The sequence below is a fragment of the Catellatospora methionotrophica genome (genome assembly GCF_011297335.1).
GTDB lineage: Bacteria > Actinomycetota > Actinomycetes > Mycobacteriales > Micromonosporaceae > Catellatospora > Catellatospora methionotrophica.
The window spans coordinates 1-24,055 of the sequence record NZ_JAAOTJ010000015.1 but is presented as its reverse complement, the minus strand read 5'-3'; the positions used below and the strand labels follow the sequence as shown (position 1 = coordinate 24,055).

Annotated in this window: 19 protein-coding genes and 2 tRNA genes; 12 read left to right on the top strand and 9 right to left on the bottom strand. The window is 71.1% G+C overall.

Translation table 11 applies throughout. From position 1 onward, the window contains the following. The first annotated feature begins 11 nt into the window (after window positions 1–11). Both HAV40_RS27175 and HAV40_RS27170 read left to right on the top strand, forming a co-directional pair. Window positions 12–833: an ABC transporter permease gene (locus HAV40_RS27175; RefSeq protein WP_166386130.1), complete on the top strand. Its 822-nt coding sequence runs from the start codon at window positions 12–14 to the stop codon at window positions 831–833. Window positions 834–996: 163 nt separating this feature from the next. Beyond that, on the top strand, window positions 997–1,920 hold the full coding sequence (locus tag HAV40_RS27170) for a hypothetical protein (protein WP_166386128.1): 924 nt from the start codon (window positions 997–999) through the stop codon (window positions 1,918–1,920). Window positions 1,921–1,939: 19 nt separating this feature from the next. Here HAV40_RS27170 and HAV40_RS27165 read toward each other — a convergent pair whose 3' ends face one another. Beyond that, on the bottom strand, window positions 1,940–2,146 hold the full coding sequence (locus HAV40_RS27165) for a hypothetical protein (protein WP_166386126.1): 207 nt from the start codon (window positions 2,144–2,146) through the stop codon (window positions 1,940–1,942). 167 nt (window positions 2,147–2,313) lie between these two features. On the opposite strand from HAV40_RS27165, the gene HAV40_RS27160 reads away from it, so the two are divergent. Together HAV40_RS27160 and HAV40_RS27155 are read left to right on the top strand one after the other, a co-directional pair. Further along, a tRNA-Asn gene (locus HAV40_RS27160) sits at window positions 2,314–2,389 on the top strand. A 188-nt stretch (window positions 2,390–2,577) separates the two neighbouring features. Continuing rightward, window positions 2,578–4,065 carry an Ig-like domain repeat protein gene (locus HAV40_RS27155; RefSeq protein WP_166386124.1) on the top strand — a complete coding sequence of 496 codons (1,488 nt, stop codon included), beginning with the start codon at window positions 2,578–2,580 and terminating at the stop codon, window positions 4,063–4,065. 50 nt (window positions 4,066–4,115) lie between these two features. On the opposite strand, the gene HAV40_RS27150 is transcribed toward HAV40_RS27155, so the two are convergent. Further along, the gene (locus tag HAV40_RS27150) at window positions 4,116–4,931 is read right to left on the bottom strand and encodes a serine/threonine protein kinase (protein ID WP_239086740.1); all 816 of its coding nucleotides are present in this window, start codon (window positions 4,929–4,931) and stop codon (window positions 4,116–4,118) included. 153 nt (window positions 4,932–5,084) lie between these two features. Between HAV40_RS27150 and HAV40_RS27145 the strand changes: the two genes are divergently transcribed. From HAV40_RS27145 to HAV40_RS27135, 3 genes are all read left to right on the top strand, one after another. After that, a tRNA-Ile gene (locus HAV40_RS27145) sits at window positions 5,085–5,158 on the top strand. Window positions 5,159–5,245: 87 nt separating this feature from the next. After that, entirely contained in the window at window positions 5,246–5,644 is a 399-nt protein-coding gene (locus tag HAV40_RS27140; protein ID WP_166386122.1) for a hypothetical protein, read from the top strand. Next, window positions 5,641–6,171 (top strand): DUF6036 family nucleotidyltransferase, encoded by a 531-nt coding sequence (locus HAV40_RS27135; protein ID WP_166386120.1) that lies wholly within the window; start codon window positions 5,641–5,643, stop codon window positions 6,169–6,171. Before HAV40_RS27140 ends, HAV40_RS27135 begins: the two co-directional genes overlap by 4 nt. Window positions 6,172–6,524: 353 nt before the next feature. On the opposite strand, the gene HAV40_RS27130 is transcribed toward HAV40_RS27135, so the two are convergent. Then, window positions 6,525–7,808: a VWA domain-containing protein gene (locus tag HAV40_RS27130; RefSeq protein WP_166386118.1), complete on the bottom strand. Its 1,284-nt coding sequence runs from the start codon at window positions 7,806–7,808 to the stop codon at window positions 6,525–6,527. A 126-nt stretch (window positions 7,809–7,934) separates the two neighbouring features. Then, window positions 7,935–8,606 (bottom strand): type 1 periplasmic-binding domain-containing protein, encoded by a 672-nt coding sequence (locus HAV40_RS27125; protein ID WP_166386116.1) that lies wholly within the window; start codon window positions 8,604–8,606, stop codon window positions 7,935–7,937. 172 nt (window positions 8,607–8,778) lie between these two features. Between HAV40_RS27125 and HAV40_RS27120 the strand changes: the two genes are divergently transcribed. The 3 genes from HAV40_RS27120 to HAV40_RS27110 all read left to right on the top strand — a co-directional run bounded on the left by HAV40_RS27120 (window position 8,779) and on the right by HAV40_RS27110 (window position 13,273). Further along, window positions 8,779–9,996 carry a HupE/UreJ family protein gene (locus tag HAV40_RS27120; RefSeq protein ID WP_166386114.1) on the top strand — a complete coding sequence of 406 codons (1,218 nt, stop codon included), beginning with the start codon at window positions 8,779–8,781 and terminating at the stop codon, window positions 9,994–9,996. Window positions 9,997–10,136: 140 nt separating this feature from the next. Next, window positions 10,137–12,110: a purple acid phosphatase family protein gene (locus HAV40_RS27115; RefSeq protein ID WP_239086742.1), complete on the top strand. Its 1,974-nt coding sequence runs from the start codon at window positions 10,137–10,139 to the stop codon at window positions 12,108–12,110. Window positions 12,111–12,202: 92 nt separating this feature from the next. After that, window positions 12,203–13,273 carry a WxL protein peptidoglycan domain-containing protein gene (locus HAV40_RS27110; protein WP_166386112.1) on the top strand — a complete coding sequence of 357 codons (1,071 nt, stop codon included), beginning with the start codon at window positions 12,203–12,205 and terminating at the stop codon, window positions 13,271–13,273. An 84-nt stretch (window positions 13,274–13,357) separates the two neighbouring features. On the opposite strand, the gene HAV40_RS27105 is transcribed toward HAV40_RS27110, so the two are convergent. The 4 genes from HAV40_RS27105 to HAV40_RS27090 all read right to left on the bottom strand — a co-directional run bounded on the left by HAV40_RS27105 (window position 13,358) and on the right by HAV40_RS27090 (window position 17,683). Further along, on the bottom strand, window positions 13,358–14,836 hold the full coding sequence (locus HAV40_RS27105; protein WP_166386110.1) for a tetratricopeptide repeat protein: 1,479 nt from the start codon (window positions 14,834–14,836) through the stop codon (window positions 13,358–13,360). Window positions 14,837–14,877: 41 nt separating this feature from the next. Then, window positions 14,878–15,453, bottom strand: a complete 576-nt coding sequence (locus HAV40_RS27100) for a dienelactone hydrolase family protein (RefSeq protein WP_166386108.1) — start codon at window positions 15,451–15,453, stop codon at window positions 14,878–14,880. A 116-nt stretch (window positions 15,454–15,569) separates the two neighbouring features. Further along, window positions 15,570–16,751 carry a glycoside hydrolase family 3 N-terminal domain-containing protein gene (locus HAV40_RS27095; RefSeq protein WP_239086743.1) on the bottom strand — a complete coding sequence of 394 codons (1,182 nt, stop codon included), beginning with the start codon at window positions 16,749–16,751 and terminating at the stop codon, window positions 15,570–15,572. 68 nt (window positions 16,752–16,819) lie between these two features. Further along, window positions 16,820–17,683 (bottom strand): alpha/beta fold hydrolase, encoded by an 864-nt coding sequence (locus HAV40_RS27090; RefSeq protein WP_166386106.1) that lies wholly within the window; start codon window positions 17,681–17,683, stop codon window positions 16,820–16,822. Between the two features lie 417 nt (window positions 17,684–18,100). On the opposite strand from HAV40_RS27090, the gene HAV40_RS27085 reads away from it, so the two are divergent. Continuing rightward, window positions 18,101–20,548 (top strand): glycosyl hydrolase family 28-related protein, encoded by a 2,448-nt coding sequence (locus HAV40_RS27085; protein WP_166386104.1) that lies wholly within the window; start codon window positions 18,101–18,103, stop codon window positions 20,546–20,548. 47 nt (window positions 20,549–20,595) lie between these two features. On the opposite strand, the gene HAV40_RS27080 is transcribed toward HAV40_RS27085, so the two are convergent. Next, on the bottom strand, window positions 20,596–22,587 hold the full coding sequence (locus HAV40_RS27080) for a putative bifunctional diguanylate cyclase/phosphodiesterase (RefSeq protein WP_166386102.1): 1,992 nt from the start codon (window positions 22,585–22,587) through the stop codon (window positions 20,596–20,598). Window positions 22,588–22,812: 225 nt separating this feature from the next. Between HAV40_RS27080 and HAV40_RS27075 the strand changes: the two genes are divergently transcribed. After that, the gene (locus tag HAV40_RS27075; protein ID WP_166386100.1) at window positions 22,813–23,997 is read left to right on the top strand and encodes a branched-chain amino acid ABC transporter substrate-binding protein; all 1,185 of its coding nucleotides are present in this window, start codon (window positions 22,813–22,815) and stop codon (window positions 23,995–23,997) included. The last annotated feature ends 58 nt before the right edge of the window (window positions 23,998–24,055 follow it).

Sequence of the window (24,055 nt, the reverse complement as noted above, 5' to 3'; positions counted from 1 at the left end):
GGGGACTGACCATGGTCACCACGTACGCCGTCGCGCGGGTCGCCCGCGGCAACCGGCTCTCGCCCGCCCGGGTGGGCGCTGTCATCAACCGCAACGTCGGGGCGCTGCGCTCCGGCCCCGCGTACTGGCTGGTGCTGGCTTCGGGTTTCTTCGAGCCGGTGCTCTACCTGCTGTCCATCGGCGTCGGGGTCGGCGCGCTCGTCGGCGACCTGACCCTGAACGACGGCGAGGTGCTGCCGTACGCCAACTTCGTCGCCCCCGCCATGCTGGCGGTCTCGGCGATGTCCGGCGCGCTGGCCGAGACGACCTTCAACTTCTTCTTCAAGTTCAAGTACGTCAAGACGTATGACGCGATGCTGGCCACCCCGCTGCGCCCGATGGAGATCGCGGCCGGGGAGCTGACCTGGGCGATGATCCGCGGTTCGCTGTACACCGGGGCGTTCCTGATCGTCATGGTGGCGCTGGGGCTGACCACGCCCGGCTGGGCGCTGCTGGCCTTCCCGGCGACCTGGCTGGTCGGGCTGGCGTTCGGTGCGGTCGGCATGGCGGTGAGCACGTTCATCCGGGGCTGGCAGGACTTCGACCTGATCAGCACGGGGCAGTTCGCGCTGTTCCTGTTCTCGGGCACGTTCTCGCCGGTGCAGGACTATCCGCTGCCGGTCGAGATCCTGATCGCGATCACTCCGCTGTACCACGCGGTCGAGCTGATCCGGGGCATCACCACCGGCATGTTCAGCTGGTCGATGCTCGGCAACGTGGCGTACCTGCTGGCGATGCTGGCCGTCGGCCTGTACGTGGCGAGCCGCCGCCTTACCTCCGTGCTCTGCCGTTAAACCTGTTCGGGCGTGAATGAGGACGTGAACTAGATCATGCTCACGAACTCATTTGTTAGGTTCTATTTGTCTGATGTGGATCAGGCAGGTACGTTCTCGGCAACACGCCGCCGGGCGGAGGTGACCGATGCGCCTACGACACCCCGACGGACAGACTGTGCACGTGGCGACCGTCGTGTCCGTCGAGAACATCAAAGACGTGCGCGCGCTCCTGAAGACGCTGGACGCCCGCGTCGTTCCGCAGCGCCAGCACCTGTTCGCCGACGTGCTCAGCGTGAGTCTGCGGCTCGGCCCGATCCTGGCCGCCACCCTCGCCTCCTCGCTCGGCCTGCGCCAGCGGCTGCGCCACGAGCTGGCCGTGCGGCGGCTGGAGGTGGTCACCCTGGACACGGGGCCCGACCTCACCGCTCCCGACGGCAGCTGGCGCACCTGGTGGATGCACACCCTCGACCTGGCGCGGGTGCTGGTGGACCTGCTGCCCGAGGACAGCGCCCACGGCTCCATCTCCACCACGCTGCCCCGCTCGGCGGTGCCCGCACGTGTCGGTGACGAGGCCGACGCGGAGACCGACACCGCGGCCGACGAGGCCCGGCGCGAACTGCGCGACCGCGAGTGGCAGACGGCGACCCGGCTGATGGCCGACTTCAGCGGCGGCCTGACCGAGATCGCCTGGCACACCGGACGGCTCGTCCGGGTCGCGGTCGAGGCCGCGCCGAACACGCTGGTCACCGGCTCGCAGGACGTCGTACGGCTGCTGGAGCGGGCCGACCCGGCCCGGATCGGCGCGTGCCTGAGCGCCGAGCAGTTGGCCGACGCGAAGGAGAGCCCGGCTCAGGCGCTCACCCGGCTGCGACGCGCCCGGCTGTCGGTGGTGAAGCTGCGCCTGGGGCACCACGACGAGAAATCGGACCTGGCCGCAGTGGCCCGCTCGATGCTGGCGGCCGTGCTCGGCGGCGTGCACGCGGGCTGCGACCACCTGGAGGTCGACGGCACCGACGAACTCGACGCCGCCCGCGACGAGCTGAGCGCGGTGGGACTCGACGGCGCGGCCGACCGCCCGATGCCGGGAGTCGGCCGCGCCGGTTAGCTCCGCGCGACGGGGGCGGTCAGGCCTGCTGGTTCAGCTTGCGCAGGCCGTCGTCGTACAGCTTCGAGGCCTGTGCCTGCACCAGGCCTGCCGCCTCCTGCACCGTGGGGTGCTCCATCACCTTGCGGGTGGCGGCCACCAGGTCGTCGTAGGTCTGGCGCCCGGCCCGTGTGCCGACCACGAACCCGACGGCCGCACCCGCGGCGAACCACACCAGCTTCCCCATCGTGCCTCCTTGACCTCGATCGCGTGATGCGTCCCATCCTGCCTGTTGCGCGCGCGCCGCGACACCAGACCGGTCAGGGTTACCCGTTTGCCATACCCGGGGGACCTTCCTGTAGTCTTGTCGAGGCGCGCCGCTGAGGAGAGATCCGCAGGGTCGCCGAAGCGCATTCCCCTGTAGCTCAATTGGCAGAGCAGCCGGCTGTTAACCGGCAGGTTCTTGGTTCGAGTCCAAGTGGGGGAGCCAGCACGTCGAAGACCCCGGCCCGGGTGGGCCGGGGTCTTCGACGTTTTTCGGCATGGTCACGCTTGTCAAATGTGAAGAGTTGACATGTTCGACCGTTTCACCCTTTTTGTTGGTATCCATGACCATAAGCTCCGTCTCGGGTGTTTTTCGCACCAGGCCACCTCACCCGTTCAGCGGAGGCAACACGTATGAAGACCGCACGCTCCCACTCGGTACGCCGGCAGGCCGCCCAAGGCGCACTGCTCAGCCTGGCGCTGCTGACCTCGGCAGCCTCGGCCGCCGCGCTCGGCGCGCAGGCAGCAGCGCCCATGACCGCGGTAGGCCTGAACCAGGCGCTGCAGACCCTGACCACCGTCGCGTCCGAGGACGTGGCCATCGGCGGCGAGGTCAGCGACACGGCCACCCTGGCCGCCACCGAGGGACCCGGCTCGCTCAGCTTCTCGCTGTACGGCCCCAATGACGACACCTGCGAGAACGCCCCGGCGTTCACGGTCGGCCCGGTCGCCGCTCCCGGTGACGGCTCCTACCCGTCGGGCCCCGTCACGCCTACAGTCGCCGGGACCTACCACTGGGTCGCCGAGTACACCGACCAGAACGGCCGCACCATCGCCACGAGCTGCGACGACGAGGCCGAAGAGGTCGTGGTCACCCAGGCCGTGCCGACCCTGACGACCGTCGCCTCGCCCGGCGTGCCCGTCGGCGGCACCGCCACCGACACCGCCACGCTCGCCGGTGGCTTCGAGCCGACCGGGACGATCACGTTCCGGCTGTTCGGCCCCGGCGACGACGTCTGCGAGGCGGCCCCGGTGTTCGTCGACGAGGTCGACGTCGACTCCGGCAACGACGACTACACCTCCGACGCCTCGGGCCCGCTGACCACCGCGGGCACCTACCACTGGACCGCCTTCTACGCCGGCGACGCCAACAACGCCGCCATCGGCACCGTCTGCAACGAGCCGAGCGAGAACGTCGTGGTGGGCGCGCTGGCGACCCCGTCCCTGGTCACCAACGCGTCGGACGACGTCGACCTGGGCGGCTCCATCAGCGACACCGCCACCCTGGCCGACGGCGACGACCCGAGCGGCACCATCACCTTCACCCTGTACGGCCCGGACGACGCGACCTGCGCGGGTGAGCCCGTGGTGACCGACGGCGTGACCGTCGACGCCGGCAACGGCTCGTACACCTCGGCCGGGATCACCCCGACCGCGCCCGGCACCTACCGCTGGATCGCCGCGTACAGCGGTGACGCGAACAACGCCCCGGCCGCCACCGCCTGCAACGACGAGAACGAGAGCGTCGTCGTGCGCGCCGTGCCGGTGACCCCGACCCTGGTCACCGAGGCGTCGCGGGACACCTACGTCGGCAAGCGCGTCCACGACACGGCGACCCTGGCCGGTGGCGAGGACCCGACCGGCACCATCACCTTCACCCTGTACGGCCCGGACGACGCGACCTGCTCGCGGACCCCGGTCTTCACGTCCACGGTGGCGGTCGACGACAACGGCCAGTACCGGTCGGGCGCGTTCCGGCCGTACCAGCCGGGCACCTACCAGTGGGTCGCCGCGTACAGCGGTGACGAGAACAACGAGGCCGTCAGCACCGACTGCGGCGACCCCGCCGAGCAGGTCGTCGTGCGCCGGAAGGGCCCGTACGGCGGCAGCCCGCGCCCGTAAGGCCTCAGGACCGTGGTGGGCTCGGCGATCCGCCGAGCCCACCAGTCTGTTCAGAGCCGGGCCGTCGCCTCCCGCCACGCGGCGGTGAGCGCGGCCACCGTGGCATGACGATGTCCGGGACGCCGGTCGGTCGCCTTGGCGATCACGGCGAGCTGGCCGTCCGTGCCCCGCCAGGCGGCCTCGGCGTCACCGGAGTCCAGCAGCAGCCGCAGCGTCCGGCCCATCGTGAACACGGTCGTCCGCTCGTCGATCACCGCGCCGCGGCGGAACTCCTCCGGCGCCATGAACCGCGTCGAGCCGGGCAGCCGGTCCGCCTCCAGCGGGAACGGGCCGGGCCGGTATTCGTCCAGGTCGACCACGTGCATCCGGGACGCCGTGAAGTCGTAGAGCAGGCAGCCGTCGTAGAAGTCGACCGCGACGAAACCGGCCGCCGCGACCGCGACGTGCGCGTCGAGCACCGCGTCCAGCGCCGCCTCCACCTCGCCCGTCGGCAGCGCGCGGAACCGGGCCATGGCCCCCTGTGGGTCCGTACGCACGGCGGCCCCGCGTGGATCCGCCGGATACAGCACTCCGCCGTCCCGCCACGGGTACACCAGCGCGTGTACGCCCGACCTCAGCCGGTACGCGGCCACCGGCGCGACGATCGCCCTGTGTGCCACGGCCCCGTGCACCGCGAGCGCCCGCCGCAGTAACCACGTGCTCTGGGCGGGGAACGTCTTCACGAACCGAGGCTCGTACGGGGTGGTCACCCCGTACGAGACGCAGCCGGAACCCTGCTGCTCGAAGGCGGCGAAGCGGTCGCCGAGCGAGTCGAGCCAGGCAGGCAGGTCGGTGTCGACGGGCAGCGGGTTCACAGCGGGCGGCATGCCGCGACCCTAGGGGACCGCATTCGGCGGGGACGATCGGATATCGCGGCCGTCGGGGATATGCCCGACCGGCCGAGAGTGTCGCGCCGATATCAGGCGTGTAAGCAGCGGCCTGGATTCGCTACGCTATGCGCGCCGGGGATGATCCGGCGCGGGGCGGTAGCTCAGCAGGTTAGAGCAGGGGACTCATAATCCCTCGGTCGCGGGTTCGAGTCCCGCCCGCCCCACTTTGATCTTTTACGCGAAATCGGGTTGCCTGACGGTGCTGTGATCGAGGCGCGGCCCGGGGCAGGACATGTACTACTGTCGGTGGCGTGACGGAACGTGGTCGTGGCGTGGCGTACCAGCCGTTGACCTTGGCGCGGCTCGGGGAACTGCTGGTGGGTGCAGACGAGTCGCGGCGCTGGCGGTTGGTGGCGGAGTTCCTGGAGGAGTACGGCTGGGAACCCTCGGCCGTGCGGCAGAGCATGTTGTCGGCAGAACCGCCGGGTACTGGCGATCAACGCTGGGATGTGTTTCTGGCCGCGTTGGCTGAGCATCTAGCGGCGCGCGACGGTCGAGGGGCTCCCTCCTGGGGCGAGTCGAGATCGCTGCGGAGTTTGTGGTTTCCGTTCAACACCCGCGCGGCTCGGGTCGATGCGCTGGTCCATGCACCGGCGGCGTTCCGGCGGCGAGGCGTGTACGTCGCCGCGCAGGAACTGGAGGTCGCGTGAGTGCCGGTGATCCGCTGCTCGACCGGGTCGCGATCGAGGATGCGTTCCGTCGGCTCGGGGAGCGGCTGGCCCGCCGCGGTGTCGTTGCAGACCTCTACATCTTCGGTGGTGCGGCGATGGCCCTGGCGTACGACGCCCGGAGGTCGACGCGCGACATCGACGCCGTATTTCAGCCTCACGGTGTGGTGCTCGATGAGGCCAGGGCGGTCGCCGATGAACTCGGGCTGCCCCATTGGTGGCTCAATGAGCAGGCCAGTGCCTACGTGGCACCGGGCGGTGACGCTGCCGCACCGCGCGTGTTCGACCATCCAGGGCTGCGAGTGTCGGCGGCCTCCCCGGAACACCTGCTGGCGATGAAGGTGCTCGCCGCGCGGCGGCGGGATGCCGATGACATCCGTTTTCTCATCGAGCGTCTGAACCTCACCACGGTTGAGGAGGCGCTGGCGTTGTGCGCAGAGGTCTTCCCTGACGAGCAGGTGCCGGCACGGGCTCGCCTGGTACTCGAAGACGCCTTCGGCGACCAGTGACATGGGCGGTGCCGTGCCGATGGAGCGAATGAATCGTGACCAGTTCTATGCAACGACGGGCTCGTTGAGCCAGGAGCTCGCTTGGTTATGTGATCCGACGTGGACGCAGGTCATGGGCTATCGTCCGCGGCGCAATGCCTGCCGGGATCCGGCTGCCTTCACCGGGAACGGATCACCCAAGACGGCCAGAGCCGATCTCGCATTCTGCCGCATCAGCCCCACCCCTTCCCGCCACTGAATGCTCGGTTCATTCTGATCATGAAAATGGGGTGGGTGCCCGGCTCGCATTGGCGTGGTTCACCTGCCTACGGCTGGGCACCGGACGTGATCCGACTATCGGTGGCCGCAACGCGTCATCGTAGGATGCCCAGGCGGCGGACCTCGGGGATCCAGGACGGAAACTCGTTCAGCAGACGGTCGTACAGCTCGGCGTCGCTGACCTTGGAGATGTCGTCGACGGAGAAGAAGCCGACGTTGTCCACGACCCGGCCCGCCATCCGGTCGAGGCGTTCCAGAATGCCGTAGTTGCTGCGTCCCAGGCCGATGAACTGCCAGAAGATCGGCTGATGGGCGGCGTCGCGGATCTGGCGCTCGATTTCGGCGTTGCGGTGCACGCCGCCGTCGGAGAAGAACAGGACCAGGGTGGGGTCGGCGACCGGGTTGTCGGCGATCCAGCGGCGGACCTGGTCGATGACGACCGGCTCGTTGTTGACGCCGCCCACCCGCGACGGGCGGGTCGCGACGTTGGCCGGCAGCCAGCCCGGCATGTCGGCGATGACCAGGTCCGGCAATTGGCGGGCCAGTTCCGCGAAGGCCCACACCTGCATGGTGCCGTCGTCGTCGAGCTGGGCGGCGACGGCGGCCATCCGCTCCACCGTCTCGATGACCACTTTGCGCTTGTACAGCCCGTGCATGGACCCGGAGGCGTCGAGCACCACGATGACCCTGGCGCGGACCCCGGCCGCGCCGCGCTTGGCCAGTGATACGAGGACCTGCTGTTTGCGCAGGTTGAGTCGCTGCCGGTCGGCTTCGGGAAGCCGTTCCTCGCCTTTGGTGAGCCGGACCGTCGGCGCGGCCTGCTGGGCCGGTGCGGGCGGCGGCGCGGGCGTCTCGTCGACCGAGATGCCGAAGGCGGTCGCCAGTCCGGCCAGTCCGCTGTCCCAGCCCTGCCCGACGGCGCGGAACTTCCAGGCGCCCTGCCGCCGGTACAGCTCACCGACCACGAACGCGGTCTCCGACGCGGCCTGCATGTCGGTGAAGCGCAGCAGCTCGGTGTTGCCGACGGCGTCGTAGACCGCGCAGTAGAACCCTCGGACCTGGCCGAACGATCCACCGTCGGCGGACGCGGCCACCTCGATCCGGTCGACGCCCGGCTCCACGGCGCCCAGGTCGACGCTCACCGCGTCGTACGCCCATCCGTTGGCCTGCTGCTTGCCGTCGTGGACGACGGCGCCGCCGGCGTGTTTGGGCTGGTTGTAGAAGACCATGTCGGCGTCGCTCCGGACTTTGCCGGTGGCGTCGAGCAGCAGTGCCGTGCAGTCCACGTCGGGCACGCCGGGTCCCGGCTGCCAGCCGATGACGACGCGGACGGTGGTGGTCGGGACGGCGGCATTGCCACCCTTGGCGAGCATTGTCATAGCTGACAGCCTCGCATCGCGCGGCAACCCGACCGTCGCGCAAACGGCCACATCACAGCGTCGAACCGGCGATCATGTGGGGGCTGGGTGGCGGCGAGGTCGGCATGCGGGCCGTAATCGGGCTGGTCAGTGCTGGTCGAGCCAGATCACGATGCCGGTCAGGTCGTTGAGCACGGCCGCGACCCCCGCCCGGATCGCCGCCGCGCAGCGCTCGGCGGTGAACGAGGCGGCGTCGTACGTCGAGGACATGCCCAGTCCCTCGCCGCGGAACGACGCGCCGGACCAGTCGACAGCGGTGACGTTGTGGGTGGGTTCGGCCAGTTCCGCGCCGACCACCAGGAACTGCTGGGACAGGTGGCTGGCGGTGACCAGTGCGAGCGGGTCGATGAGGTCGTTGCCCGCGCTGACGATGAGGTCCGGGGACATCTCCAGGGCCCGGGTCACCGCGTGCAGGAGGTCGTGGGGCCCGTCGGGGGTCACCGTACGCAGGGCGACGTGCTCCTCGTCGGCCCACTGCTCGACCGCCGCCACCAGGGCCTTCGTCGGGGCGTCGGTGCCCGAGGCCAGCAGCACGACGCGGTAGTCCGCCGACGGGTGGACGCCGGTCCAGGATCCGGGCCGGGGCGTGATGGTCGCCTCGGGGGCGGGCCGGGCCGTCGGGTCGACGAACCCCGGGCCCAGGGTGCCGACGGCGGTGGGCTTGGCGTGCGGCTGGGACCAGTCGTCGCCGGAGCCGCAGCCGGTGACGAGTGCGGCGACCGCGGCCAGGATGGCGACGGCGCGAAGCGGAGGGCGCAAGGTGATCGTCCAGGAGTGGTGAGGGGCTCGGTACCCCGTATTCCTACCTCAGCGGAGGCCGCCGAAAGCCGGTCGGAAGCCGTCGCGGGCGTTTGTTCGCCAGCGGTTCGCCGCTGGTCGGGCTGGTGTTCACCCGTGCCGTGCAGCGTGCACGGGTCACGTAAGGAGCACCATGTCACCGCACCTGCGCCACCCCCTCGCCATCGCCGCGCTCGGCATCGCCGCGGCGGCGTCCACCCTGCTGGGATCCGCCCCGGCAGCAGCCCACGGTTTCTCCTCGACCGCGTACGTCGACGTCACCGCCGGCGAGCAGGGTCACGTCCGGACGAAGCTGGGTCTCGAATACGACCTGCTCGTCGTCTCCGCCGCCGACTCCGGGCACGTCGACGCCCTGTTCCGGGAGGGCACCGCCGCGTTCGAGGACGGTGACGCGGCGGCACAGGCCGCGGCGCTCGACGCCCACGCGGAGCCGGTCGTCGGGTACGTCGCCGCGCGTCTGTCGGTCACCTCGGGCGGCGCGGCCTGCGCCCCGGCGCGTGTCGGCGGTTTCACGATGGGCGAGCAGGAGGGCGTGCCGTACGCGAATCTGCTGCTCGACTGGGCCTGCCCGGACGGGACCGGTGGCCACGAGGTGCGCAGTGGTCTCTTCCCCGACGGCGAGGGCTTCGTCAAGGGCACCAAGACCATCGTCACGTACGACCTGGACGGCCACGCGGGCAGCGCCGCGCTCGATGCCGCGAGCCCGTCGTTCTCGACCGCGCAGACCTGGTACCAGCGGTTCGGGGAGTTCTTCCGGCTGGGTGCCGAGCATCTGCTCAGCGGCATCGACCACATCCTGTTCCTGCTGGCGCTGATCGCCGGGTCGCGCCGCCTGCGCGAGATCGTGCTCACGGCCACGAGCTTCACCCTCGCGCACTCGGTGACGTTCATGCTCGCCGCGCTCGGCCTGGTCGCGGTGCCCGCGTCGATCGTGGAGCCGGTGATCGCGCTGTCGATCGCGGTGGTGGCCGGCTGGCACCTGTGGCGTATCCGCAGCCGGGGTGAGCACGCCGTCGACCTGGCGTCGCCGGGACACGGGCATTTCAGCCTGGACCGTTCCGGGTGGCTGCGGCTGGCGGTGGTGTTCTGCTTCGGACTCGTGCACGGGCTGGGTTTCGCGGGCGCGCTGGGCATCGACGAGGCGTGGTCGTGGACGCTGCTGTGGTCGCTGCTGGTGTTCAACGTCGGCATCGAGGTCGTCCAGCTCGCGATCATCGCGGCGGTGTTCCCGCTGCTGATCGTGCTGCGACGCCGTGCGCCCCGGGCGGGCCTGTGGGCCACGGGCGTGGTTTCGGCCGGGGTGTCCGTGATGGGACTGGTCTGGTTCGTGCAACGGGTGTTCGCGTCCTGAAACCGCAGTGACCTTCGGGGAAGGGCTACCAGGCCGCCCGGCGGGGTTCACCACCGGTTCATCCGGCGGGTCAAGCGTAAGGACCGATCCGCCAGTTGGGGGTTGCGCCTGCGCGCCCCCACAAGCAAAGGAACAGAACCTTGAACCACTCGACACGGGCCTCCGGGCTTGTGCGGCACCGCATGGCCGCCGGGGCCACCGCGGCTCTGCTGGGCGTGGCCGTCGCCGTAGGCAGCGGCCTGGGCAGCCCGGCCGCCGCCGCGGACGGTGCCACGCTCACCGGCATCGTCCTCGGCGTCGGCGCCGACCAGTCGCAGCGCATCGTGAACTGGTACTCCTCCGCCGACACCGCGCAGAAGGTCCAGCTCGCCCCGACCGCCGCGATCGTCGACGGCGCGTTCCCGGCCGACGCCGTCACCGTCGACGCCGTCGGTGCCGCGAACACCTCCACCACCGGCTTCAACCGGCACGCGACGCTCACCAGCCTGCGGGAGAACGTCGCCTACTCCTACCGCGTCGGTGCCGAGGGCAACTGGTCCCCGGCGTACGCCTTCAAGACGCAGGACTTCGAGGGCGACTACGACTTCCTGTTCTTCGGCGACCCGCAGATCGGCTCGTCCGGCGACCGGCTCAAGGACCAGGCCGGCTGGGAGGACACCCTCAAGGTGGCCACCGCGGCCAACCCGGACGCCGAGCTGCTGGTCTCCGGCGGCGACCACGTCGAGAGCGCCAACGACGAGGGCCAGTGGACCTCGTTCCTGGCTCCCGACCAGCTGCGCCAGGTCCCCCTGGTGGCCACGATCGGCAACCACGACGTGGGCGGCAAGTCCTACGAGCAGCACCACTTCACCCCGAACACGGACCGTACGGCCCCTTACTACGACAACGGGAACCCGGCGGGCACCAAGTCCGGCGGCGACTACTGGTTCGTCTACAAGGACGTGCTGTTCATCGACATCAACAGCAACAGCTACAAGGTGCCGGTGGGCGGCGGCAACGTCGGCGACTCGGCGCACGTCGCGTACATCACCGACGTGATCAACAAGCACGGCGCGGAGGCCAAGTGGAAGGTGCTGGTCTACCACCACTCCATCTACTCCCCGGCCAGCCACGCCACCGACACCGACAACAAGGACCGTCGTGAGCACTTCACGACCGCGTTCTCGAACCTGGGCATCGACATGGTGCTGCAGGGTCACGACCACAGCTACTCGCGCAGCTACGCCATCAAGAACGGCCAGAAGGCCGACCCGGCGGAGCAGCCCGGCGCGGCCGAGGTGACCCCCGGCCCCGGCGGCGTCATCTACGTGACGGCGAACTCGGCCTCGGGCTCGAAGTACTACGACATCAAGACCCCGGACGCGACCGGCACCGGCATCCGCGGCAACGGCCCGGACCCGCTGAACCCGGGCAGCTACTGGTACAACTCCGTGCAGAACCAGGAGCACGTCCGCAGCTACGTCAAGGTGCAGGTGAAGGCCGACAAGCTGGTGCTGGAGAACCTCCGCAGCGGCACCTGCGCGGCCCCGAACGCGTCGGTCGAGGGCGGCAGTTGGTGCAACAACACCACCGCCGCGCAGCCGGTCGGCTCGATCGTCGACAAGGTGACCGTGCACCCGTACCAGGGTGACGGCCAGTCCATCCAGGTCAACGTGCCCAACCCGGCTCCGGGCGAGTTCGGCTGGACCATCGACGGCTACAACGGGCTGGTGAACCTGGGCGTCGCGCAGGAGCGCAACGGTTCGTTCTTCCAGGCCAACGGCAAGATCAACCCGATTCTGGTATCGGACAGCCGCCGCTCGCTCGCACCGTGGTCGATCTCGGCCAGCGTCGGCGACTTCCGGGACGGCGACAAGTCGTTCTCGGGTTCCTACCTCGGCTGGACGCCGTACGTGCTCGACGCCGGTGCGGGCGCCCAGGCCAACGCCCAGGTGCTCTCCGGCTTCCAGGACCAGGGGCAGGGCCTGTCGGTCTCCCGTGGCCTGAGCTGGGCCGACCAGGGTCACCCCCGTGGCTCGGCCAAGATCGGTGCTGACCTGGATCTGCAGATCCCGGACAGCGTCGCGAAGGGCAGCTACCGCGCCACCCTCACGATCACTGCGCTGAGCAGCTGACCGATCCGCTCCACCGGGGCGGGGTGAGCGCCGGCCGGTGCTCACCCCGCCCCCCAGTTCCGCACCCGCTCCATATCGCGCAAGGACCCGACATGCACGCATCTGCCCCGCGCCGCCGCTTGACCCGCCTGCTGACCGCCGCGCTGACCCTGCTCGCCGCGCTCGCCATGGTCGGCCTGGGCTCCGATCCCGCGCTGGCGGCCGACGGCGACGTCGCCTGGACGGTCCGTACGGCGTCGAACGCCTATGGTGCCGACCGGTCCAGCTACAGCTACTCCGTCAACCCCGGCGGCACCGTCACCGACGCCCTGGTCGTGGCCAACCGGGGCCCGGCCCCGCTGGATCTGGCGGTGTACGCCGCCGACGGTTTCACCACCGGCGCGGGCCAGCTCGACCTGCTCCCCAAGGACGGCAAGTCGGTCGCGGTCGGCGCGTGGCTGCACGCCGACCGCAGCAGTGTCGTGCTCGAGCCCGGCGCGTCCGTCCAGGTCCCCTTCAAGGTCACCGTGCCCGCCAACGCCACGCCCGGCGACTACGTCGGCGGCATCGTCAGCTCGCTGACCCAGTCCAGCGACGCGGCGGGCATCAATGTCGACCGGCGGCTCGGCATCCGGGTGAAACTGCGCGTCGGCGGCGAGCTCAAGCCCGGCCTCACGGTCGAGGACCTCTCCATCGCGTACGCGGGCACGGCCCACCCGCTCGGCAAGGGCGACGCCACCGTCACCTACCGGATCCACAACACCGGCAACGCCATGCTCTCGGCCCAGCAGGCGGTGTCCGTCGCAGGCCCGTTCGGACGGCTGCGCGCCGACGCGGCGCAGCCCGCCCCGTCGCCGCAGCTCCTGCCGGGGGAGAGCTGGCAGGTGAGCGTGCCCGTGCACGGCGTCGCGCCGACGGTCCGGCTCACCGCCACCGTGACCCTCACCCCGCTGCTGGTCGACGCGTCGGGCACCACCTCGCCGCTCGCGGCGGTCGAGGCGACGGCGGGCGGCTGGGCCGTGCCGTGGACGCTGCTCCTGCTGATCGTCGTGCTGATCGCGGCCGCCGTCGGGGTGCGGGTGCTGTCGCGCCGTGGCCGCGCCCAGCGCGAGCGGCGGGAGGACGCCCGCGTGCAGGAGGCCGTCGAGCAGGCCCTGCGCGACAAGGACCAGGCCGAGGGCTGAGGGCCCGCGCAACTCCGCGATCACCCCGACCCGCCCCCGCGGCCCCGCGTCTGTGCCGACGCTGAGGTCACGGGGGCGGTCCGGTCAGCCCGTGCGCCGCGGGCTCGTCAGGCGGCGGCGGAACTCGGCGTACGCCGACGACACGACCGCGTTGAGGCGTTGAAGCTCCTCCTCCGTCGGCTCGCGCCGCAGCTCGACATCGATCTTGAAGTCGTCGTCCACGACCGCCACGTCCAGGCGGGCGAGCAGGTCGGCAGGTAGCCTGCCGATGACGAACTCGCGGAAAGCGTCCGTGATCGTCGTGCCCATGTCACCACACCCGCAGGTGCGCCCGTCCAGGACCGCGCCGAGGTGGCTGCGTCCGATCATCGCGTCGGGATGCACGGGGTCCAGCACGGACAGTCCCTCCTCCAGCACCGGCCGCGCCTGCTCCAGCCGCCCCTCGTGCTGGAGGAAGAGGCCGAGCGCGACGCCGGCCCGGCCGAGCGTCTCCCCGTCGGAGCCCCGGCGGGCGTGCGCCACCGCCTCACCCAGCCGCTGCTCCGCCGGCTGCGGCTGCCCGGCCTCGCGCAGGGCGAGCCCCCAGTTGCGCAGCACCTGGCTCACCAGCACCGGACTGCCGATGCGCTCGGCCCGGGTGTGCGCCGACGCGTACGTGTGCAGCGCCCCGTCCTCGTCGCCCACCTCGCTCTGCGCCATCGCCAGTCCGAGGGCCGCCATGAGCGCCTGCTCGGCCATGCCCTGCCGGTCGTAGGAGGCCAGGACCCGCTGGATCGCCTCGACGCGCCCGGCATGGTCGCCGCGGTCGCGTCCGCTGTTGGCGAGCGCGGACAGCGCGTTGAGGGTCGCCTGGTGGTCCGGGCCGAGCCGCCTCTCCAGCACCGCGACCAGTGCTTTCAGGACGGTGGGAAAGACCGCCGGGTCGCCTTGGCCCTGCCGGTTCAGCACCGACTCCGCCACCTGCTCGAGCATCGGTTCGGGCAGCTGGTCGACCTGCGGGAACAGCGGACCCCCGGCAGGGTGGACGGCCATGACCTCCGCCCGCAGCGCCAGCGCGGACGCGACCCGCGGATGGCCGTTGCGCCACAGGTTGTCCACCGTCTCCTCGACGACCTGCCGCGCCTGCGCCACGTCGCCGCGCTGGAGCAGCACGTCGGCCAGCGACTCCAGGCCGAACGCGTACCCGGGGTGCTCCCGGCCGTAGAAGGCCAGGCGGTCCCGGGCGCCCTGGCGCAGTTCGGACTCGGCTTCGTCGAGCCGTCCCGCCATCCGCAGGGCAAGGCCCAGGTTCAGCCGGTAGGTCAGGTGGTCCCTGCGGAACTGCGGGTCGGCCGAGGACGCGGTGGTCGCGTTGCGGTAGCACTCGATCGCACGGTTCAGCTGGTCGGCGTTCAGCAGCACGTTGCCCAGGTCGCACTGGGCCGAGGCCCAGGCGGGACTGCCGTGCCCGTGCTCGGCCGTGACCGCCTGGAGCTCGCGTGCCATGAGTTCTTCGGCTTCGACCAGGCGGCCCTGCTGCAACAGGGCGAAGGCCGCCTCGATCGGGGTGGGGGATGATGTCACGTCGCGGGAGTCTAGGTGCCGGTAACGACACCGTGGGCCCCTCAGCGGCGGCTCAGGAAGCCGAGCACCCGCTCGGTGACGAGAGCTGCGGCGTCGGCGTCGTACGTGGCCAGTGAGCTGTCGGTGAACAGGTGCCGGTCGCCGGGGTACACGAACAGCTCCCCGTCGGCGGCCTCCTTGACCAGGGCGCGGGCCGCGTCGATGTCGCCCTCCCCGGCGAAGAACGGGTCCGCGTCCATGCCGTGGACCTGCACCGCGACGTCGGCGGGCCAGCCCGGGCCGAACTCCGACGCCGGGACGCAGGATTCGAGCAGCACCGCGCCACGGGCCCCGGCCCGGGTCTGCGCCAGCCGCTGCGCGGGCAGCACGCCGAGCGAGAAGCCGAGGTAGACCAGCTCGGCGGGCAGAGCTTCGGCGGCGCGTACGCCCCGCTCCTGGATCTCGCCGAAACCGACCTGCCTGGCGTAGGCCAGACCCTCGTCCAGCGTGGGGAAGACGTTGCCGTCGTACTGGTCCGGAGTGTGCACGGTGTGCCCGGCCTGCCGCAGCCGGTCGGCGAAGGCCCGGATGCCCTCGGTCAGCCCTTGCGCGTGGTGGAACAGCAGCACGTCAGCCACGTGATTCTCCTTGCCGAAGGTGTCCGTCTGGTTGATCGGCACCCACCCTAGAACCCATTGCGGACGTTCTGCGTCCGCAATGGCGCAACGCTGCCGACGTCCTCGGTCAGGCCTGGTCAGCGGGGCGGCCACAGGGCGTCGATGCGGGCGGCGGACTTGTCGATCTGCGCCGCGGTGAGCTTGCCGGTGCGGACCAGCCCGAGCACGTGCTCGACGGTCTCGGTCACGATCGCCGGGTCGTAGACCGCCTGGTTGCAGAAGACGAGCTGGTCGACCCCGGCCTGCAGGGCGTACGTGGTCGCCTCGTCGCGGTCGTACCGGCTGGTGATCGCGACGGCCTGCATGTCGTCGGTGACCACCACGCCGTCCCAGCCGAGCTGGCCGCGCAGCAGGTCGGTGACGACGGCATGGGACAGCGACACGGGCCGGTCGGGGTCGAGTTTGCGGTTGAGGAAGTGGGTGACCATGACCGTGTCGGCGGTGCCCGCGGCGATGAGCTTCTGGAACGGCACGATCTCGGCCCGGGTCCAGGTGTCGGTCACGTCGACGGCCTCGAAGTCGGTGTTGCCGGTGGCGCTGCCGAGGCCGGGGAAGTGCTTGATCGAGGTGCGCACCTTCGCCTGGCGGTAGGTGTCGATGGTGTCGGTCGCGCAGGACACCACGACGTTCGGGTCGGCCGAGAAGCTGCGCCCGAGCAGGGCGATCGCCGGGTTCTGCGGGTTGACCGCGAGATCGGCGACGGGGGCGAAGTTGAAGTTGACCCCGATCTGGACCAGGCTCCGGGCCATGCCGCCAGCCCAGGCGCGGGTGGCCGTCGGTGAGTTGAGCGCGCCGATCTCGGCCTGCGACTTCGTCGCGGGAAAGCCGTTCTGCGGCCCGAGTCGGGCGATCTTGCCACCCTCCTGGTCGATGGAGACGATCAGCCCGTGCGGCGCCGCGTCCTGGAGGGTCTTGACCAGTGCGGTGACCTGGGCCGGCGAATTGATGTTGCGGCTCTCGCCGGTGAGCTGGTCGCGGTCGAACAGGATGACGCCGCCGAGCCCGCGTTCGCGGATGTCCCTCATGATCCAGTCGTCGGGGCCGACCTGTGCGCCCCGGAAGCCGACGATCATCATCCGGGCGATCTTCTTGCGCAGGGCCCCCTCGTCGAGCGTCGGGCTGGGGGCGGCGACCGGTGTCGTGCTCGCCGCCGCGGGCGTCGGGCTCGACCGGTCGGCGCAAGCGCCCACCCCGGCGGCGACCGCCGCGGCCCCTGCACCGGTGAGCAGCCTGCGGCGGGTGATTCCGTCCCCTGTCACTCCGTCCACGTTACTTAGCCGCGTGCCTGATCAGGCCCATTTCGTGAGGCCGTCGGCCCGCTGGGTGCTCACCGGGCACCCGGTGGGGAGAGCGGGTCGCGGAGGAGAAAGTCCCGAACGGCTGCGGCGAAAGCGGCGGGCTGCTCGGCCCAGGGGTTGTGCCCCGTGTCCAGGGTGATCCTGGTGGCCCGTGGTAGCGCTCGGACCAGGGAGTCCACGGCCCGGCGCGGCCGGATGTCGTGAGCTCCGTCGATGATCAGCGTGGGGGTGCGCACGGCGGCGATCGCGGTGAGGGCCGCGCCGGAGTCGACGTACTCGTCGGTCTGGCGGGTCAGCGCGGCGTGGCAGGCGCGGTTGATGCCGCGAAACGGTGTCGCGAGCCGTTCGGCCAGCGCGAACGCCGACGCTGGCTCGGTGAAGTCCGCTGACCACTGGAGCACGGCGAATTCCCGCTCCTCCGGCGCGGTGCGCTCGCGGCCGTACAGCTCGTCGAAGCGGGGCAGGCGCGGGCCGATCCGGGCGCGCGCGGCGGCCAGGAAGTCGCCGAGCCAGGTGGCCGTCGGGTCCACGCCGACGCCGGACACGTACACCAGGTGGCTGACGTGTTCGGGATGGGCCAGGGCGTAGCGCAGCGCGAGCAGGCCGCCCCAGGAGTGGCCGAGCACGGCGACGGGGGACGGGCAGGTGCCGCGGACGACGGCGTGCAGGTCGGCGACGCTCTGCTCGATCGTGTACGGACCCGGCGACGGTGAGCGGCCACAACCGCGCTGGTCCCACTGCACGACGGTGAAGTCCCCGGCCAGCAGAGCGGCCGGTTCGTCGAAGTAGTCCCAGAGCCCCGGCCCGCCGTGGCACAGCACGAGCGGCGTGCCGCTGCCGGTGCGACGGGTCCACAGCGACGCCCCGTCGTCCGCCCGTGTCGTCTCGACCATCCCGACATCATCCGCTCGGCAGCGGGATCGATGCGATCGCTCGCTGCAATCACTTGCGTAATCTGTCGTGATAATTGCGTAAACTCTGCTGCCGAAAGGCTGTCACTAGGGCTTACGCCGCCATGCGTCACCGTACTCCATGCCTGTCCTGACGGCCGTAATGGCTTTGCCATCAGGGATAATTGCCCTCACGTCGTCGAGCTGAGGCACGCAAGCGAACCCTGGACGTTTGTTTGAATTTTGCGTTGGACTCTGGACGTGGCGACCGTAGCGGACCTAATCTGCTGACATCTTCGGAACACGCTCGCGACGTGTCCGAAACAGCCGCCGAACACCGCCCGCGACGCGTGCCGGCCGGCGATCCACATCCCCCGCATTCTTGAGCGCGCCCCCATCCGCGCAGATCAGGAGCCATTGATGAAGCTCCGCACCGCCCTGCTGGCCGCGACCACGGTCGCCGCCGCAGGCGTGCTGGCCGGACCGGCGGCAGCCGTCGCCGGTCCAGCGGTCCCGGCCCTGCCCACCCTGCCCGGCACCGCCCTGCCGCTGCCCGCCCTGTACGGCGCGCGCGGCGCGGCCGTGCCCTTCACCGAGTACGAGGCCGAGCACGCCCGCACCGACGGCCGCGTGCTCACCGCGAGCCGCGCGTTCACCCAGCTCGCCGCAGAGGCGTCCGGCCGCCGCGCGGTCGCCCTCGACGCGGGGGAGTGGGTCGAGTTCACCCTGGCCAAGCCCGCCAACGCGGTCGACGTCCGCTACTCCGTGCCCGACGGCACGAGCGGCGCGCTGACCGTGACCGCGAACGGCAAGGCCGCCGGACAGCTGGCCCTGACCTCGAAGTACGCGCACGCGTACGGCAACTACCCGTACACCAACGACCCCGCCGACCGGGGACAGCACCACTACTTCGACGACGCGCGCACGCAGTTCGGCCGCACCCTGGCCGTGGGCACGAAGGTGCGGCTGACGGCGAGCGCCGCGACCGTGGTCGACCTCGCCGACTTCGAGGTCGTCGCCCCCGCCCCGGCCGCGCCCGCCGGCTACCTGAACGCGGCCGACTTCGGCGCGGACCCGACCGGCGCGGCCGACTCCGGCGCCGCGTTGCAGACGGCGATCGACGCCGCCCGCGACCAGCAGCGGGGCCTGTGGATCCCGGCAGGCGACTACGCCGTGACCCGCCACCTGCAGGTGGACCGGGTGACGGTGCGCGGCGCGGGCCCGTGGCACACCGTGCTGCGCGGCGCGGGAGTCGGCCTGTTCGGCAACGCCGCGCCGACCCCGAGCACCGGCGTGCACCTGTCCGGCTTCGCCGTGTTCGGCGAGACGGTGGTGCGTGACGACGCCACCATCGACAGCGGCTTCGGCGGCTCGCTGACCGACTCGACCATCAGCGACGTATGGGTCGAGCACGTCAAGGTCGGCATGTGGTTCGACGGCCCGTCGGAGAACCTGACCATCGACGGCGGCCGGATCAAGAACGTCTGGGCCGACGGCCTCAACCTGCACAACGGGGTCAGCCGCAGCACGGTCACCAACCTGTTCGTGCGCAACACCGGCGACGACGGCATGGCCATGTGGTCGGCGGCCAACGCCGACACCGGCAACACCTTCGCCCGCAACACCGTCTCGGTGCCGCTGCTGGCCAACGGCTTCGCGGTGTACGGCGGCCGGGACAACACGGTCCGCGACAACGTCGCCGCCGACACCGTCACCCAGGGCGGCGGCGTGCACGTGGGCAACCGGTTCGGCGCGAACCAGCTCGCCGGGACCACGGTCATCAGCGGCAACCTGCTGGTGCGCACCGGCAGCCTGGTGCCCAACGAGCCGACGCAGATCGCCGCGCTGTGGTTCTGGGCGGCCGACGCCCCCATGACCGGCACGGTCCAGGTCCGCGACACCACCCTGCTGGACAGCTCGTACGCCGGGATGCAGTTCTTCGGCAAGGCCATCACGAACGTGTCCGTGGAGCGGGTGACCGTCGCCGGGGCGGGCACGGTCGCGCTGCAGTTGCAGGCACCGGGCGCGGCGTCGTTCGCCAAGGTCGTCGCGTTCGGACTCGGCGACAGGGGTGTACACGACTGTGCCAGCGGGTTCGTGGTGACCCGTGGCGCGGGCAACCTGGGCTGGAACGGCACCCGCTGCGGGTTCGCGCCCGCCGGGCAGCTGGAGATCGCCGAGGCGACCGGCGTCGAGTACGGCTTCCAGCCGATCGGCACCGTGGCGGTGCGGCCCGTCGCGATCACCAACCCGGGCCCGAAGCCGGTCACGATCGAGGCGGTCGTGCCGCCGCGCGGCTACACCGTCGACAGCGGCTGCGCCGTCATCGCCGTCGGGGCGACGTGCACGCTCCAGGTGCGGTTCGCGCCGGCGGCCTCGGGCAACTACGCGGGGCCGCTGACCATCCACAGCACCTCGCCCGCCGGTCCGTACGTGGTGGGCCTGAAGGGCATCGGCTTCGACCCCGACGGCAACCTGGCCCTGGGCCGCGACATCACGTCCAGCTCGCAGGCCGGATGGTGGATCGCGCCGCCGAACCTGGTCGACGGCGACCCGGCGACGTACTTCGAGAGCCTCAACGGGGCGTTCCCGCAGACCGTCACCCTCGACCTGGGCCACCAGGTGTCGGTCAGCCGGATCGTGCTGAAGCTGCCCGCCAACTGGGGTGGCCGCTGGCAGACCATCGCGGTGTCGGCCGACGGCGCGCCGCTGGTCGACGCGGCGGAGCACCTGTTCGCGCCGGAGACGGGCAACATCGTGACCATCGCGTTCCCGGCCGTCACGGCCCGGGAGCTGACGCTGACGTTCACGTCCAACACCGGCTGGCCCGCCGCGCAGATCTCCGAGTTCGAGGTCTACGCGCACTGACCGGCGCCGCGTCCGCCGTGCCCACACCGGCACGGCGGACGCGGCGGTCAGGGGTTGAGCGCGGCGGCGGTCTGGGTCGGCTGGACCGTCGCCGGGCCCCGGCGGGTGGCGGGTTTGAGCGTGCTGCGCGCGGTGTCCTGCGCCTTGCGGATCTCGGCCATCAGCGCGTCGGCCGGGACGGGGTAGGCCAGCGCGAAGCCCTGCACCTGGTCGCAGCCCAGCTCGTCGAGGATGGCCAGCGCGGTGAGATCCTCCACGCCCTCGGCCGTGACGAACATGCCGAGGTTGTGCGCGAGCTCTATCGCGCTGCGCACCAGGATCGCGTCGCCGGGATCGGTGGCCAGGTCGTGGATGAAGGTCCGGTCGATCTTCAGCTCGTCGGCGGCGAGCAGTTTGAGCTGGCTGAGTGAGCTGAAGCCGGTGCCGAAGTCGTCGATCGAGACCTGTACGCCGTCGCGGCGCACCCGGCGCAGCGCGTCCTGCGCCCGCCCCGGGTCGGTGGTCATACCGCTCTCGGTGATCTCCAGCCGTAGCAGCGTGGCGGGCAGCCCGTGCTCGGCCAGCGCGGAGCGGACCTGGCCGACGAAGGCGTCGTCGAGCAGGCAGTTCGGCGACACGTTGACCGACACGGTCATCGGGCGGCCCTGCGCGCACCAGTGCGCGGCCTGCTTCACCGCGATCCGCATCAGGTGGTACGTGAGCGGGATCTCCAGCCCACCGGTCTCCGCGACGCCCAGGAACACGCCGGGCGACAGCAGTCCGAGCTGCGGGTGCCGCCAGCGCACCAGCGCCTCGGTGGCGCTGACGGTGGCGTCGGCCAGGCGGACCTGCGGCTGGTAGTACAGCACCAGCTGGCCGTCCGGGTCGCCGTCGGTGAGCAGGGCGCGCAGGTCCCCGAACAGCGCCATCCGGCCCGGCTGGTCCGTGTCGACCTCGGGGTCGTACAGCGCGACGCCCTTGCCGCTGGTCTTGGCCCGGTACATGGCGGCGTCGGCGTGGCGCAGCATGTCCTCGGCCGACGTGCCGGGACGGCCGAGCACCATGCCCACGCTGCCGCTGACGGCCGCGGAGCCCGCGGGCAGCAGGAAGTTGCGCCGCAGAGCGCCGGTGGCCCGCTCGGCGATCTCGGTGGCCACGTCGGCCGACGCGACGCTGGGCAGCAGCACCGCGAACTCGTCCCCGCCGAGCCGCGCCACGATGTCCCCGTCGCGTACCACCTTGCGCAGCCGGTGCCCGGTCTCGACCAGTACGTCGTCCCCGGCCTGGTGGCCGAGGGTGTCGTTGACCGCTTTGAACCCGTTCATGTCGATCAGCATCACGGCGAGCTGTTCGGCGTCGGGTCGCGCCGGATCCAGCGCGTCCTCCAGCCTGCGCTGGAACAGCAGGCGGTTGGCCAGCCCGGTGAGCGGGTCGTGCAGCGCCTGGTACTGGCTGACCTCGGCGTGCTGGAGCACCCGGCGCTGGTAGCCCAGCATGACCCGCCAGATCGCGGCGACCAGCCCCAGGCCGATGGCGAACCCGACGATCGTCGCGGCGAACATCCGGGTCTGTACCTTGCGCAGGTCGGCGACCAGCTTCTGGGCCTGCGTGTGGTGGTCGCGGGCGACCTCGGTGATGTCGTGCTGGAGCGTGTAGTACGCCGGGGTGACCTCCAGCCGGTCCTGCTGGACGGCGTCGGGGTTGCGGTCGGTCACCATGATGATCAACTCGTCGGCGGCCTGCCGGTACGCCGACTGCTCCGCCTGCAGCCGCAGCGCGTCCTCCAGGGCCGCTCCGGTGCTCAGCTCCACCGCGCGGCGCAGCGTGGCGTCGGCCTGCCCGGCGGCCTCCAGATAGCGGGCGCGGCTGGCTACGGAGGGTTCGAGCTGGTAGTGGCGGGCCTGCATCTCCTGGACAGCCACGGCGGCGTTGGCCTCGCTGAAGATGGCGTCGAGCACCAGCGCCTGGCCCTGCACCTCGGTGGCCTGGGTGGCCTGGAGGGTGCCCCACAGCGTGAAGGCGCCCAGCCCGCAGAGCACCGCGGCGAGCGCGGCGGTCATACCTAGGCTGCGGCGCGGCCGCAGCACCGGATCGGCCCGGCGGGCACCCTTGCCCCGCCTGCCGAGCCGATCGACGGCCCGCCTCCAAGACGGCCAGTGCATTTTTCGGGGGTCCTCCTCCGAGTGGCCGGTCGGCCGCTCCGTCGGGCCTTGTCCGGGTGGTCAACGCGATCTTCCACGCGGCAATTCCGGCTTATCCCGCGAACTCTGATAATAATTCACGATATGGACATCCTCCACGGACCGCGAGCCCGGCGCCGACTGGGCAGGGCGGTCGCCCTGCTGGCCGCCCTGCTGCTGGGCGGATTGGCCGCCTGCGGCCAGCAGGAGAAGGCGGACACCACGCCTGATGTCGTCCGATTCGGCGCACTCGTGCCGCTGACCGGCGACAACGCGCCCACCGGGCAGCGCCTGCTGGAGGCGTTCCAGATCGCGGTCAAGGACGTCAACGACGCGGGCGGGGTGCTCGGCCGCAAAGTCGAGCTGGTCGTGGGCGACGACGCCTGCGACCCCGGCACGGCCGTGGTGAAGGCCAACGAGATGGTCGGCCGGGACATCACCGTCTCCGTCGGCGGCGGGTGCAGCGTGGCCGCAGTGCCGACGCTCAAGGTCTTCCGGACTGCGGGCGTCCCGATGATCATCCCGGCGGCGAACTCGACCGACCTGCTCGCGCCCGGCTACGACAGCGTGTTCCTGCTGGCCGGCACCACCACGCTGGAGGCCGACCGGGCCGTCGACGCGATGGAGAAGCTCGGCCGGCAGCGGCTGCTGGTGATCGACGACGGCACCAGCTTCCCGCAGACCGTGGCGGCCGCGGCCGTGGCCAGCGTGCAGAAGAAGGACGGCCCGCTGGAACTGGCCGGGCAGATGAGGGTCAGCCAGGGGGCGACCAGCTACCCTCGCGTCCTTGACAAGGTCAAAGAGGTGCAGGCCGACCTGGTCTTCTTCACCGGCTACTACCCCGAGGCGGGCCGGATGATCCGCGACCTGCGCGACGGCGGCTACCAGGGCACGATCATGCTGTCCGACGCGGGCACCGACCCGACCCTGTTCGACGTGCTCGACGCCAAGCAGTCCGAGAACGTCTACGGCATCACCCTGCCGCTGGCGCAGTTCGACCCCAAGGCCAAGGAGTGGGCTGCCAAGTACCGGGCCTCCTACGGCCACGAGCCGGGCCCGTTCACCATGCAGGGCTACGACGCGGTACGCCTGGCCGCCAACGCCGTCGCCCGCGCCGGCACGACCGACCACGAAGCCGTACGCAAGGCGATCGCCGACACCAAACCCGCCGACATCGACCTGCTCTCCGGCCCTGCCGAGTTCACCCCCAACGGCACCCAACCCCACCCCACCTTCATCCTCCTCCAGATCAAGAACGACGCCTTCGTCCTCGTCAGCGAGGTCAACTGACCCACCCCTTCCCGCAACTCTTAAAGACTCGCGGCCTCCAGACAGTCTGGAGGCCGCG

Bases quoted from the DNA above. Each gene is read 5' to 3' on its own strand.
- HAV40_RS27075 (WP_166386100.1), top strand. From the start codon at position 22,813: ATGGACATCCTCCACGGACCGCGAGCCCGGCGCCGACTGGGCAGGGCG.
- HAV40_RS27085 (WP_166386104.1), top strand. From the start codon at position 18,101: ATGAAGCTCCGCACCGCCCTGCTGGCCGCGACCACGGTCGCCGCCGCA.
- HAV40_RS27130 (WP_166386118.1), bottom strand. From the start codon at position 7,808: ATGACAATGCTCGCCAAGGGTGGCAATGCCGCCGTCCCGACCACCACC.
- HAV40_RS27175 (WP_166386130.1), top strand. From the start codon at position 12: ATGGTCACCACGTACGCCGTCGCGCGGGTCGCCCGCGGCAACCGGCTC.
- HAV40_RS27080 (WP_166386102.1), bottom strand. From the start codon at position 22,587: ATGACCGCCGCGCTCGCCGCGGTGCTCTGCGGGCTGGGCGCCTTCACG.
- HAV40_RS27110 (WP_166386112.1), top strand. From the start codon at position 12,203: ATGCACGCATCTGCCCCGCGCCGCCGCTTGACCCGCCTGCTGACCGCC.
- HAV40_RS27150 (WP_239086740.1), bottom strand. From the start codon at position 4,931: ATGCCGCCCGCTGTGAACCCGCTGCCCGTCGACACCGACCTGCCTGCC.
- HAV40_RS27165 (WP_166386126.1), bottom strand. From the start codon at position 2,146: ATGGGGAAGCTGGTGTGGTTCGCCGCGGGTGCGGCCGTCGGGTTCGTG.
- HAV40_RS27155 (WP_166386124.1), top strand. From the start codon at position 2,578: ATGAAGACCGCACGCTCCCACTCGGTACGCCGGCAGGCCGCCCAAGGC.
- HAV40_RS27090 (WP_166386106.1), bottom strand. From the start codon at position 17,683: ATGGTCGAGACGACACGGGCGGACGACGGGGCGTCGCTGTGGACCCGT.
- HAV40_RS27120 (WP_166386114.1), top strand. From the start codon at position 8,779: ATGTCACCGCACCTGCGCCACCCCCTCGCCATCGCCGCGCTCGGCATC.